Annotated in this window: 11 protein-coding genes; 8 read left to right on the forward strand and 3 right to left on the reverse strand. The window is 64.9% G+C overall.

Going from position 1 to position 12,569, the window contains the following annotated elements; all coding sequences use genetic code 11:
- Nucleotides 1–23 precede the first annotated feature (23 nt).
- From CDQ91_RS13405 to rsmA, 3 genes are read left to right on the forward strand one after another with little or no spacing between them, the layout of a single operon-like run.
- Nucleotides 24–1,364: a peptidylprolyl isomerase gene (locus CDQ91_RS13405; RefSeq protein WP_088473240.1), complete on the forward strand. Its 1,341-nt coding sequence runs from the start codon at nucleotides 24–26 to the stop codon at nucleotides 1,362–1,364.
- Nucleotides 1,364–2,383, forward strand: coding sequence for a 4-hydroxythreonine-4-phosphate dehydrogenase PdxA (gene pdxA / locus CDQ91_RS13410; RefSeq protein WP_088473241.1), 1,020 nt, complete (start codon nucleotides 1,364–1,366; stop codon nucleotides 2,381–2,383). The genes CDQ91_RS13405 and pdxA overlap by 1 nt, the downstream gene beginning before the upstream one ends.
- On the forward strand, nucleotides 2,380–3,219 hold the full coding sequence (gene rsmA / locus CDQ91_RS13415; RefSeq protein ID WP_237245982.1) for a 16S rRNA (adenine(1518)-N(6)/adenine(1519)-N(6))-dimethyltransferase RsmA: 840 nt from the start codon (nucleotides 2,380–2,382) through the stop codon (nucleotides 3,217–3,219). The genes pdxA and rsmA overlap by 4 nt, the downstream gene beginning before the upstream one ends.
- 90 nt (nucleotides 3,220–3,309) lie before the next feature.
- On the opposite strand, the gene CDQ91_RS13420 is transcribed toward rsmA, so the two are convergent.
- Both CDQ91_RS13420 and CDQ91_RS13425 read right to left on the reverse strand, forming a co-directional pair.
- The gene (locus tag CDQ91_RS13420; RefSeq protein ID WP_088473242.1) at nucleotides 3,310–5,406 is read right to left on the reverse strand and encodes a malate synthase G; all 2,097 of its coding nucleotides are present in this window, start codon (nucleotides 5,404–5,406) and stop codon (nucleotides 3,310–3,312) included.
- Nucleotides 5,407–5,501: 95 nt separating this feature from the next.
- The gene (locus tag CDQ91_RS13425) at nucleotides 5,502–6,689 is read right to left on the reverse strand and encodes a GGDEF domain-containing protein (protein ID WP_088473243.1); all 1,188 of its coding nucleotides are present in this window, start codon (nucleotides 6,687–6,689) and stop codon (nucleotides 5,502–5,504) included.
- A 205-nt stretch (nucleotides 6,690–6,894) separates the two neighbouring features.
- Between CDQ91_RS13425 and CDQ91_RS13430 the strand changes: the two genes are divergently transcribed.
- The 5 genes from CDQ91_RS13430 (at nucleotide 6,895) to CDQ91_RS13450 (ending at nucleotide 11,543) form a co-directional block, all read left to right on the forward strand.
- Nucleotides 6,895–8,103, forward strand: a complete 1,209-nt coding sequence (locus CDQ91_RS13430; protein WP_088473244.1) for a hydrolase — start codon at nucleotides 6,895–6,897, stop codon at nucleotides 8,101–8,103.
- Nucleotides 8,100–9,101, forward strand: coding sequence for an arginine N-succinyltransferase (locus CDQ91_RS13435; RefSeq protein ID WP_088473245.1), 1,002 nt, complete (start codon nucleotides 8,100–8,102; stop codon nucleotides 9,099–9,101). Before CDQ91_RS13430 ends, CDQ91_RS13435 begins: the two co-directional genes overlap by 4 nt.
- Nucleotides 9,102–9,103: 2 nt before the next feature.
- Nucleotides 9,104–10,354 carry an N-succinylarginine dihydrolase gene (locus CDQ91_RS13440; RefSeq protein ID WP_088473246.1) on the forward strand — a complete coding sequence of 417 codons (1,251 nt, stop codon included), beginning with the start codon at nucleotides 9,104–9,106 and terminating at the stop codon, nucleotides 10,352–10,354.
- 115 nt (nucleotides 10,355–10,469) lie between these two features.
- Complete coding sequence (locus CDQ91_RS13445; protein ID WP_088473371.1) at nucleotides 10,470–10,721, forward strand: hypothetical protein; 252 nt, start codon at nucleotides 10,470–10,472, stop codon at nucleotides 10,719–10,721.
- 57 nt (nucleotides 10,722–10,778) lie between these two features.
- On the forward strand, nucleotides 10,779–11,543 hold the full coding sequence (locus CDQ91_RS13450) for an alpha/beta fold hydrolase (protein WP_088473247.1): 765 nt from the start codon (nucleotides 10,779–10,781) through the stop codon (nucleotides 11,541–11,543).
- Here CDQ91_RS13450 and CDQ91_RS13455 read toward each other — a convergent pair.
- Complete coding sequence (locus tag CDQ91_RS13455; RefSeq protein ID WP_088473248.1) at nucleotides 11,485–12,531, reverse strand: alpha/beta fold hydrolase; 1,047 nt, start codon at nucleotides 12,529–12,531, stop codon at nucleotides 11,485–11,487. The genes CDQ91_RS13450 and CDQ91_RS13455 overlap by 59 nt on opposite strands.
- Between the last annotated feature and the right edge of the window lie 38 nt (nucleotides 12,532–12,569).

A 12,569-nucleotide genomic window follows, 5' to 3' on the forward strand; every position in this document is an offset into this window, starting at 1 on the left:
GTTATTTCTCGAATAGGGTAGCAATGACCAAATTTTCGACCATCATCGGCCTGATCGCCGTAGCGAGCGTCGGCGCGGCCCCAGTGCTGGCGCAGACCGTTGCCGATAACGAAGTCCCGACAACCAGCCTCGCCATTCCGGGCAATGTCCAGCTTTATGGCGATGCAAAGGCCAATGTCTATCGCCCGTCGGCGACGGTGAATGGCGAAATCATCACGGCGACCGACATCGCCCAGCGTATGGCGCTGATCCGCATTGCGAACAACAATGTCGAATTGCCGGCCGAAGAAGAACAAAGGCTGCGCAGCCAGGTGTTCAGCAATCTGATCGACGAAAAGCTGCAGATCCAGGAAGCCCGGGCAGCCGAAATCACGATCGACGAGAATCTGATCAACGAACAATTTGCGCGCCTCGCGCTGCGGTTCAAGCAGACCCCCGAACAATTCACGGCCTATCTGGCGTCCAAGGGGTCCTCGGCGGCCGCGGTGAAGCAACAGATTCGCGGCGAATTCGCATGGGACCGCCTGCTGTCGCGCAACATCCAGTCGACGACCAACGTATCGACCGAAGAGGTAGAATCGGTCGTTCAACGGATGAACGACGCCAAGGGACAGGATGAATTCCACCTCGGCGAAATCTATTTGTCGGCGACCCCCGACAATGCCGCAGCGGTGAACGAAAACGCGCAGAAAATCATTCAGGCTTTGCAAGGTGGCGGCAGCTTCGCCGCCTATGCCCGCCAGTTTTCCGAAGCCTCGACGGCCGTTGTCGGCGGCGATCTCGGCTGGGTGAAGGCCGGCCAGCTCCCGGCCTCGATGGCCGAAGCAGCGACGCAGATGCAACCCGGCCAGATGGTTGGCCCGATCGAGGTTCCAGGCGGCATGTCGATCATGTTGCTCATCGACCGGCGCCAGGTGCTGACCGCCGATCCGCGCGACGCGGTGCTCAGCCTGAAACAGCTTTCGCTGGCATTCCCGGCAGGGACAACCCCCGCCCGCGCGTCCGAACTGGCAAGCCAGTTCGCCGAAGCCACGCGCAGCATCGCCGGTTGCGGTGCGGCCGACGCCGTCGCGCAGAAACTGGGCGCGAGCGTGGTATCGCGCGACAATATGGCGATGCGCGCGCTGCCTGCACCGCTGCAGCAGACGCTGATCAATCTGCAGATCGGCCAGACGACGCAGCCCTTTGGCGCGGCGAACGAAGGCATCAGCGTCCTCGTCCTGTGCGGGCGCGACATGCCGCAGACTGCAACGGCACCCAATTTGCAGGAAATCGAAAATCGCCTGTTGGAAGAAAAGGTCAACAAGCGCGCCCAACGCTATCTGCGCGACCTGCGCCGGGACGCCGTGATCGAATATAGCTGATGCCCGCTACCAATCCTCGACGTCCGATCGCGGTCACCATCGGTGACCCGGCGGGCGTCGGCTCCGAAGTGACCGGCGGCGCGTGGACCGCGCGCCACGAATTTGACCTGCCCCCATTCGTCGCCATCGGCGACATCGCCGCAATCTCCGCGGTCTGGGACGGCCCGATTGCGCGCGTCAGCGACATGGAAGAGGCGCTGCGGACCTTCGACGACGCGCTGCCGGTCTGGCATCTGGAGGACAGCGGCCCGCTGACCCCCGGCACGCCGACCGCGGCGGGCGCGACCTGCGCGCTCCACGCACTCGAAACCGGGATCGGGATGACACGGACGCAGGCAAGCTGCGCGCTCGTCACGGGGCCGGTGTCCAAATTTGCGCTGCACGGCATCGGCTATACCCACCCCGGGCAAACCGAATTCATCGCCGAACGCTGCGGCGTCACCGCCACCAATGCGGTGATGATGCTGGCCGGGCCCGGCCTGCGCGTTGTGCCGCTCACCGTCCATATTCCGCTGTCGGAAGTGCCCGAGCGGCTGACCACCGACCTCATCGTCGCGAAGGCGCGCGTTACCGCGCGCGCGCTGCGCCGCGATTTCGGCATCGCCGAGCCGCAACTCGCGATCGCGGGCCTCAACCCGCATGCGGGCGAAAGCGGCGATCTGGGCAGCGAGGAAGCACAGATTATCCAGCCCGCGATCGAGCAGTTGCAAAGCGAAGGCATTGCGATCGATGGCCCGCTGGCATCGGACAGTCTGTTCGCGCCGCACGTCCGCACCCGCTATGACGCGCTGCTGTGCTGCTATCACGATCAGGCGCTGGCGCCCTTCAAGGCGCTGCATTTCCACGACGGGGTCAATCTGACCCTCGGCCTGCCGATCATCCGCACCTCGCCCGACCATGGCACCGCGTTCAACATCGCGGGCAAGGGTCTGGCCGATCCGCGGCCGACGATCGCCGCCATCGCGCTCGCCGCAACCCTCGCCGCGAGCCGCGAGCGCAACGCCGTTCCCGCCGCGTGACCACCGAACCGACGCGCAACCTGCCGCCGCTGCGCGAGACCGTGCGTGCGCACGGTCTGTCGGCGAGCAAGGCGCTGGGACAGAATTTCCTGTTCGACGAACAATTGCTCGACCGGATCGCGGCGCTGCCCGGCGACCTTAAGGGCGCCACAGTGTTCGAGGTCGGCCCGGGCCCCGGAGGCCTCACGCGCGCTTTGCTGCGTGCCGGAGCGCGGGTGATTGCGGTCGAACGCGACGATCGCTGCCTGCCGCTGCTCGCCGAACTGGGTGAGGTGTTTCCGGGCCAGCTCATGGTGATCGCCGACGATGCGATGGCGGTCGATGTCGACGCGCTGACCGGCGGCGAGCCCTATCATATCGTCGCCAACCTGCCCTATAATGTCGGCACCGCGCTGTTCACCCGCTGGCTCGAGCCCAAAGCCTGGCCGCCGCGCTGGCTGTCACTGACCCTGATGTTCCAGGCCGAAGTCGCCGAGCGGATCATCGCCAAGCCCGACACCTCCGCCTACGGTCGGCTGAGCGTCCTCTCACAATGGCGCACGACCGCCAAAATCCCGATGCGCGTCCACCGATCGGCCTTCACTCCGCCGCCCAAGGTGATGTCGGCGATCATCCATGTCACACCCGGCGAACAGCCCGAGGGCGTTAAACCCGCACTCCTGTCCAAGCTCACCGAAAAGGGTTTCGGCCAGCGCCGCAAAATGCTGCGCCAGAGCCTGAAGGGCGTCGAGGGCGCGGTCGCCGCGCTGGAAACATTGGGAATCGACCCGACCCGCCGCGCCGAAACGGTGACCGTCGCCGAATGGGTGGCACTGGCGCGCACGCTGAGCGCCTGACAAAAGCGCACACCCCTCAAACCCTGAGCTAGGCAGATAGCGGCCCCGGCTTTCGCCGGGAAACCGCTTCTTTGGCCGACGCTCTCAGAGTTATGCCGCTGCCTTCTTCGCCTGGCGATATTTGTGCAGCAGCGGTTCGGTATAGCCCGACGGCTGCGTCACACCCTCGAAGATCAGTGCGCGCGCCGCCTGATACGCGATGCCCTCCGGGGTCAGCTTCTCATAGAGCGCGTCGCCGGCATTTTGGGCGTCGACCTTGGTCGCCATGCGCGCCAGCGCAGCGTCGACCTGCGCCTCGGTGCAGACGCCGTGGAGCAGCCAGTTGGCGAGCGCCTGACTGGCGATGCGCAGCGTCGCCCGGTCTTCCATCAGGCCGATATCGTCGATGTCGGGAACCTTCGAACAACCGACGCCCTGATCGATCCAGCGCACGACATAGCCGAGGATGCCCTGGCAATTATTATCGAGTTCGCGGGTGATTTCAGCTTCGCTCCAGTTGCGGCCGGTTGCGACCGGAATGTTGAGCAAACGGTCGAGTGACGGGACCGCTTCGCCCGCAATTTCCTTCTGGCGCGCGAACACATCGACCTGATGATAATGCAGCGCGTGCAAGGTCGCAGCGGTCGGCGACGGCACCCATGCGGTGTTCGCGCCCGATTTCGGATGGCCGATCTTGGCTTCGAGCATGCCCTTCATCAGGTCGGGCATCGCCCACATGCCCTTGCCGATCTGTGCCTTGCCGCTGAGCCCGCAGGCGAGGCCGATGCGGACATTGCGGTCCTCGTACGACGCGATCCAGTCGCTCGCCTTCATCTCGCCCTTGGGAATCATCGGCCCTGCGCGCATCGAGGTGTGGATTTCGTCGCCGGTGCGGTCGAGGAAGCCGGTGTTGATGAAGACGATACGGTCCTTCACTGCGTGGATGCACGCGGCAAGATTGGCGCTGGTACGGCGTTCCTCGTCCATCACGCCGACCTTCATCGTGTGGCGCGGAAGGCCGAGCATATCTTCGACCGCGTCGAACAGACGGTCGGTGAAGCCGCACTCCTCGGGCCCGTGCTGCTTGGGCTTGACGATATAGATGCTGCCCGCGCGGCTGTTGTTGAGCGTCCCGAGGCTTTTCAGATCATGGAGCGAGCAAAGGCTGGTGAACACCGCGTCGCACAGGCCCTCGGGCGCTTCGCTACCATCGGCGAGCTTGACCATCGGGGTCGTCATCAGATGGCCGACGTTGCGCACGAACATCACGCTGCGCCCCGGCAGGGTGAAGGCGGCGCCATCGGGTGCGGTCCAAGCGCGGTCGGGCTCCATTGCGCGGGTGACGGTGGCGCCGCCCTTGGCAAAGCTTTCGGTCAAGTCGCCGCGCATCAGGCCGAGCCAGTTGGTGTAGCCGAGGGTCTTGTCTTCGCCATCGACAGCGGCAACGCTGTCCTCAAGGTCGATGATCGTCGTGAGCGCAGCCTCGAGCAGCACATCGGCGATGCCGGCGGGGTCGGTCTGGCCGATCGCGCTCGCGGGGTCGATCACCAGCTCGATATGCAAGCCGTTGTGCTTGAGAAGGATGCCGCCGGGCTTGGTGCCCACGAGTTGCGCGGGGTCGGCGAGCGCGGGCTGACCGCCCTGCCAGTCGGCCCAGCTTCCCGACGCCAGCGGCACGGCTTCGTCGAGGAAAGCCTTGGCGCGCGCGATCACCGCCGCACCGCGCGTCGCGTCATAACCGCCGGGCTTGGCGGGCGGCGCATCGAGCGCGTCGGTGCCGTAAAAGGCATCGTACAGACTGCCCCAGCGCGCGTTGGCGGCGTTCAGCGCGAAGCGCGCGTTGAGCGCGGGGACGACGAGCTGCGGCCCCGCCATCGTCGCAATTTCGGGGTCGACATTTTGCGTGCCGACCTGAAACGCTGCAGGTTCGGGGACGAGATAGCCGATTTCGCGGAGGAAGGCCTGATAGGCGGCGGCGTCGTGCGCCTGCCCTTCGCGACCCTGATGCCAGGCGTCGATCTTGGCCTGCAAATCCTCACGCTTGGCCAGCAGCGCCGCATTTTCGGGGGCGAACTTGCCGAGCAGCGCGGCGAAATCGGCCCAGAATTTATCGGCGTCGAGCCCCGTTCCGGCGAGCGCCTTCGCTTCAACGAAATCGACAAGACGCGAATCGATCGACAGGCCGTGGCGGCCCAGGAAATCAGTCATGTTGCACCCTTTGGTCGGCGCGGCTGCGCCAGTGGACCCGGGGAGGAAAGGGCCGCTGCCCTATGCCGCGATTGATCGAGCTTGGCAACCGGGGGCTAACGCGAAATCTCGATCGCGGGCGGCGGCGCCGGCGGCATTTCGTTGAGCGCGACGCGGACCTGATTGCGGCCGCCCGCCTTGGCCCGGTACAGCGCGGTGTCGGCGCGGCGCGCCAGTTCGAACAATGTGTCGCCGGGCATCAGTTGCGCCGCCCCGAACGACGCCGACACCGCATGGTCGATACCATCCACCGAAATGGCGGCGAAGGCGGCGCGCACGGTTTCGGCATAGGCGCGCCCGTCGGCGAGATTGGCGCCGACGATGAACACCGCGAACTCTTCGCCCCCCAACCTGCCGACCATGGCTTTATCAGGCGCCGTTTCGCCCAGCACGCGGGCGAATTCGGCGATCACGCTGTCGCCCGCAGCATGGCCATAGCTGTCGTTGATCGCCTTGAAACGGTCGAGGTCGGCGGTGACGAGCACCGCCGGTCCGCCCGACCGCAAAGTCTGCGCGAGCGCGCGGTCGGCACGATCCTCGAAACCGCGACGATTGAGCAGCCCCGACAGAGCATCGGTTTCCGATCGCGCCATCATTTCGGCCGCTGTGTCGCGCATCATCACGAGCAACAGCACGAGCCCGAGCATGACGAGCGTCACCGCCGCCAGGCTTTGCGAAATCGCGGCATAGGTTGTCGCCATATAGCCCTGCGGCGCAGTTGCCGTCCCCGCCAGAAAGCCGATCAGCGGCTTGGAGAGATAAATGAGCGCGGCGACCACTTGCAGAACGAGCAGCAGCAGATCGAGCGCCTGGCGACGCCCCGAGCGCAGAATGACGAACGCGAACAAGGATTGCGCCGCGAAATAGGGAAACTGGTACAGGATGGCGCGCAGTGGCGACGCATAGGGGAGCGTGAAGATCACCGGCGTCGCAAGGATGGTGAAACCCCAGATCGCTGCGACCGCGAACCATGGCGGCTCCACGCGATAGTGATGCGCGACGCCGACGAGGCAAAAAGTCATGGCAAGCAGAACGATCAGAAAAATGCCGATACCGACGACGGTCGGGTCCGACGTCTGGCTGAGCAGAAACTCTAACGCGACGTTGCCGATCGCCAGACTATAGCCCAACGCGACCCATTTTGCGCCGCGCGCCGTGCGGTTCGTCGCCGCCACCACGCCGAACGCGACGGCAAAAATACCGGCGATGAACATGTTGATGCCAAGGACGAAAGCTGCTGTCATCGATCCACTCGAGAGGTGTTCCGCTCCTCTAGGGAGCCGTATCCGAAATTTTCGTTAATCCATTGCGATTCGGAAGCATTTGATCGCCTCCTGCCCCAGGCGCGCGGCCCTTACAGTGATTTGCGGCACAACCACGATAATAATGTATCGACAATAATATCGCGCGGGGGTGCCAAAGCCCCTTTCCGCTCGCTATACGGTGCCGATGACCAGCGTCACGGCAACCGAAAGTGCGATGATCGAGCGGGCGGCCGATGCTCCGATGCTGCATCATGTCGAACAATGGGCCGCGATCAACAGCGGGACCGGCAATCTGGCCGGACTGAAAGCCGTCGCGGGACTTCTCACCGACGCCTTTGCGGTGCTGCCAGGTACGATCCGTCTCGTCGCGCCCGACCCAGTCGAAAGCGTCGATGCGTCCGGTGCGCTGCGAACGACCCAGCGCGGCGATCATCTCCACCTGCGCGTTCGTCCCGATGCGCCGGTGCAATTGCTGCTGACCGGTCATATGGACACGGTGTTCGCCGTCGATCATCCTTTCCAGACGTTGCAATGGCGCGAGCCAGGGGTGCTCAACGGCCCCGGCACCGCCGATATGAAGGGCGGGATCGCGGTGATCCTCGCCGCCCTCACCGCGCTCGAAGCATCGCCGCTCGCGGGCCGTGTCGGCTATGACGTGATGATCAACAGCGACGAGGAGACGGGAAGCCACGCCTCCGCCGCGCTGATCGCCGAACTGGCGAAGGGCAAAACCGCCGCGTTGACCTATGAACCCGCGTTGCCCGACGGGACGCTGGCGGGCGCGCGGCCGGGGAGCGGAAATTTCTCGATACTGATCCATGGCCGCTCGGCCCACGCGGGGCGCAATCCCGAAGAGGGGCGCAATGCGCTCATTGCGGCTGCCGATCTGGCGCTGCGGCTCAATGCGTTGAAATCGACCGCCCTCAAGGTCAATCCCGCAAAGATCGACGGCGGCGGCCCCAACAATGTCGTGCCCGATCAGGCAATTCTGCGCGTGAACATGCGCCCGTCGACGCCGGAGGCGATGATCGCGGCCGAAGCGGCGCTGCGCGATGCGATCGCCGCCGTCTCGCGTGATCATGATGTGCATTGTCACCTTCACGGCGGCTTCAACCGCCCGCCCAAGCCGCTCGATGCCGCGGCGACGCGCCTGTTCGAGCTGGTCCGCGATTGCGGCGCCGCGCTCGGCCTGACGATCGGCTGGAACGCGACCGGGGGCGTGTGCGACGGCAATAATATCGCCGCCTGTGGCATTCCCGTGGTCGATACGATGGGCCCGCGCGGCGGCGCCATCCATTCGGCCGACGAATTTCTGATCACCGACAGCCTGCCCGAGCGCGCGCAGCTGTCGGCGCTGACCATATTGAGAATAGCAGAACGGGGGACTGTGTGAACTATGTGATCCGGGCGGCCAAGCCGGGCGATTTGCAGAGCATTTACGAAATGGCGAAACTGACGGGCGGCGGCTTCACCAACCTGCCCCCCGACAAGAAGGCGCTGCGCACCAAGCTCGATCGCACCGAGGCGAGCTTTGCCAGCGACAGGGAATATCCGTCGGACGAGCTCTATCTGCTCGTGCTCGAGGACCTCGACAGCGGCGAGGTGCGCGGCACCTGCCAGATTTTCGGGCAGGTCGGCCAGCGCTGGCCCTTCTATAGTTATCGCATCGGGACCGACAGCAAGCATAGCGAGCAGCTCGACCGAACCTTTCACGCACAGGTACTGATGCTCAGCAACGATCTCAACGGCGCGAGCGAGGTCGGCGGGCTGTTCCTTCACCCCGCAGCACGCGCCGGAGGCCTCGGCCTGCTGCTTGCACGTTCACGTTATTTGTTCATCGCCCGCCACCGCGCGCGCTTTGGCGACCGCATCCTCGCCGAGTTGCGCGGCGTGATCGACGAAGCGGGCGGATCGCCCTTTTGGGACGGCGTCGCGGGCAAGTTTTTCGGGATGAGCTTTCAGGAAGCCGACCAGTTCAACGCGGTCCACGGCAACCAGTTCATCGCCGACCTGATGCCCAAGCATCCGGTCTATATCGCGATGCTGGGCGATCATGCGCGCAGCGTGATCGGCGTCCCGCACCCCAGCGGCCGCGCCGCGATGCGGATGCTGGAAAATGAAGGCTTCGCTTACGAAAATTATGTCGACATCTTCGACGGTGGCCCGACAATGACCGCACGCACCGATCAGGTAGCCAGCATTCGCAACGCCCGGCATGTCGCGGTGTCGGCGATTGCGGATGGCAGTGATGACGCGCTGGTCGCCACCGGCCAACTCGCCGATTTCCGATGCTGCTTCGGGCAAGTCAGCGACGGCGGAACGCTCGACAACCATGCCGCGAAGCTGCTGAAGATCGCTGCGGGCGACGAGATCAGCTGGATCGGGCGCTGAACATGCTTACCGAAATCAACTTCGACGGCATCATCGGCCCGACCCATAATTATGCTGGCCTCAGCCAGGGCAATATCGCTTCGGCCACCCACAAAGGCGACGCCTCGCAGCCGCGCGCCGCGGCGCTGCAGGGCATCGACAAGATGCGCCACAATCTGGCACTCGGACTACCGCAGGGCTTTTTCATGCCGCTCGATCGCCCCGATGCGCCGTGGCTCGAAACGCTGGGCACGACGCCCGACAGCGCCGAACCGCATCTGCGCGCGCAGGCATGGTCGGCGTCGTCGATGTGGGCGGCCAATGCCGCGACCGTCTCCCCCGCCCCCGATAGCGCCGATGGCAAATGCCATCTGACCGTCGCCAATCTCGTCACCATGCCGCACCGCAGCCACGAATGGCCCGGAACGCTCGCGCAGCTTCGCCTCGCCTTTGCCGACCCCGCCTTTGCGGTCCATGCCCCCGTTCCGGCACCCTTCGGCGACGAAGGCGCGGCGAACCATATGCGGCTGTGCAACGGTCATGACGGGGCAGGCGTCGAGATTTTCGTTTATGGTATCGGCGGCGGCCGCTTCCCGGCGCGCCAGCATCTCGACGCGTCGAAGGCGATCGCGCGTCATCACCGACTCGATCCCGCCCGTACGCTCTTCATTCGCCAGTCGGACACCGCAATCCAAGGCGGCGCCTTCCACAATGACGTCGTCGCGGTCGCGAACGAACATGTATTGTTCACCCACGAAACCGCGTTCGAGGATCGCGAGGCCGCGCATGCGGAAATCCGCGCCGCCTTCCCCGCGGTCGAAATCGTCGAAGTGGCCGCGAGTGCGGTCAGCCTGCCCGACGCGATCAAATCCTATTTGTTCAACGCCCAGCTTGTCAGTCTGCCCGATGGCGGCGGCATGGGACTGGTGCTGCCGAGCGAGGCGCGCGAGACGCCATCGGTATGGCGATGGCTGGAAGCGCATGTCGCCGGCAATGGCCCGATCCGCCGCCTGCTGCCCGTCAATGTCCGCCAGTCGATGGCGAACGGCGGCGGCCCCGCCTGCCTGCGGCTGCGCGTCGTCGCCGATCCCGCCACGGTCGATCCGCGCTTCATGGCCGATCATGCCAAGCTCGACCGCATCGCCGAAGTGGTGACCAGCCACTGGCCCGAGGCAATTGCCCCCGGCGACCTCGCCTCCACCGCGCTGCTGGCCGACGTGCGACGCGCGCGTGCAACGCTGCTTGATGCGTTGGGGCTGAGTGAGCTTGGCTGAGCCTTCATTGTCGCCCCTTCCCTCGCCTGTCGGATTAACTTACAGTTTACCATAAGCCCGGCGCGCCAAATCCCCGATTTGCGCCACTGGCACGGCTCTTGCTGGAATGATGGTGATGCTGAAGAAAATCGGACGGCTGTTCATCATCAAGACGCGCTTTGAGGCGTGCCTGATCATTTATGCCTTGGGTGTGGGGGCAATCGCCCGCGGCATGGCCTATCTCGATCAATATCCCGGTGTCGGCGGCAAGCTGCTGCTCGCCGCGTGTACCGGCTCGGTATTTCTGGCGGGGGCCAAGATTTTCGACTGCTTGCGCTATGAGCAGGCCGAGACGGCGGCCAAGGCCAGTCAATATCCCACCCAATAGCGCCGAGTTGCACCGCCGGACTTTCGCGCGTCACCGAAACCTGCCAAGGGTGGCCGCATGACACGGATCGGCGGCAATCCCGCTATCAGCACCGAACATGCCTATGGCCTGACGCTCCGCGTTGCGCGCTGGCGTCAGGGTGCAGGCGGCGTGCCTTTGCTGTTCCTCAACGGCATTGGCGCCGACATCGCCGCCGCGGCCCCTTTGCTCGCCCGGATCGACGGGCGCGAGGTGTGGACGCTCGACATGCCCGGCGTCGGCGGGTCACCCGATACGCTGCTCCCCTATAATGCGCCTACGATGGCGTCGGTGGTGATGGAGATTGCCGACCGTCTGGGCCATGTGCAGATTGATGTCGCCGGTTTCAGCTGGGGCGGCGCGCTGGCGCAGCAGATTGCGGTGCAGTTTCCGGAGCGTATCCGCCGCCTGATCCTCATGGCGACGACGCCTGCCGTGACCGCGCCGGGGATCGGCTGGGCGGCGTTGCTCGACTCGGATATGTTGGCGAGCGGGATGAAGCTGCCGACCGCAACTCCGCTCGGCCTTGCCTATCAGGGCCTCGCAATGGCGGGATGGACGAGCGCCGCAATGCTGCCGCAGCTGAAGACGATGCCGGTCCTGATCCTGATGGGCCGGAATGACGGGATTGTTCCCGCAAGCCACGGCCAGATGATCGCCAATCTGATCGATAACTCAGTGCTGGAGGTGGTGCCCGGATCGCACCTCTTCCCCTTCACCCACGCCGCCGATATTTCGCTGCGGATCAGCGCGTTTCTGGATCAGCAGCCACAGGCGGCGCAGCAGCAGCAAGTCGCCGCGTAAGGAAGTCGGCGATCGCCGCCGCGGTCGCATCGGGCGCTTCCTCCATCGGCAAATGGCCAATGCCATCGAGCAACACGACTTCCGACCCTGTGATACGTTCGTGGAAAGTCTCCGCTGCGGTCGCGTTGATCAGCCGGTCCTCCTTGCCAAACAGGATCAGCGTCGGCGCCGTGATCGCCCCGATCTGCTCCGCCATCGCGGGTTCGCGGTCCATCCGCGCGCGCAGCACCGTCGCCTCGCGATTGCCCGGAAAGCGCAGCAGTTCCCAATAGCGGTCGATCATCGCATCATCGACAATCGCCTGTTGGGCGACCGATCCGCGCAGCGATTGTTCGACCAGCATGCGCGGGGTGATCTGCGTCGCGAGCCAGCGACCGAACGGATATTCGAGAACGCGAAAGCCAATGTTCGATTCGGGGCGCTTCTCTCCCTGGCGCAGCGGCATGCCGGCGGCGTCGAGCAGCAGCAGCGCGTCGACGCGCGCCGGCTCCATCAGCGCATAACGCCATGCGACCCAGCCGCCCATCGAATTGCCCCCAAGGACGAAATGGTCGAGCCCGAGCTTCGCCGCGACGACATCAATCGCAGCGATCATGCCGTCGGCGCTATAATCCTTGTCAGGGGTGCCGCCGGTCAGCCCATGACCCGGCAGATCGAGCGTAACGATGCGATAGCGATCGCCGAGCCGCTTCACGAGCGGCTCCCAAGTGTGAAGGCTGGCGTTCGATCCGTGGAGCAGAACGATCGCCGGACCATCCTTCTTACCCTGATCGCGATAATGGATGCGCTGCCCCGCCGGGCCATCGACGAACGCCGCATTCGGCCCGCCATATTTGGCGATCATCTCGTCACGGTCGGTATCCGAAGTGCGCAAGAGCAGGAAGATAGCGAGGATCGCGACGACCAGGCCGAGCGGGATCATCACCCGCTTGCGGCGGATCAGGGACCGCCTTGGCGGTTCGGGTTCAAATTCGTCGTCGTCGAACATCGATCATGCCCCCCTCAGAGCCGGCGAGACCCTAGCGT

The organism is Sphingopyxis witflariensis (assembly GCF_002205635.1).
In the GTDB taxonomy this organism is placed as follows: domain Bacteria; phylum Pseudomonadota; class Alphaproteobacteria; order Sphingomonadales; family Sphingomonadaceae; genus Sphingopyxis; species Sphingopyxis witflariensis.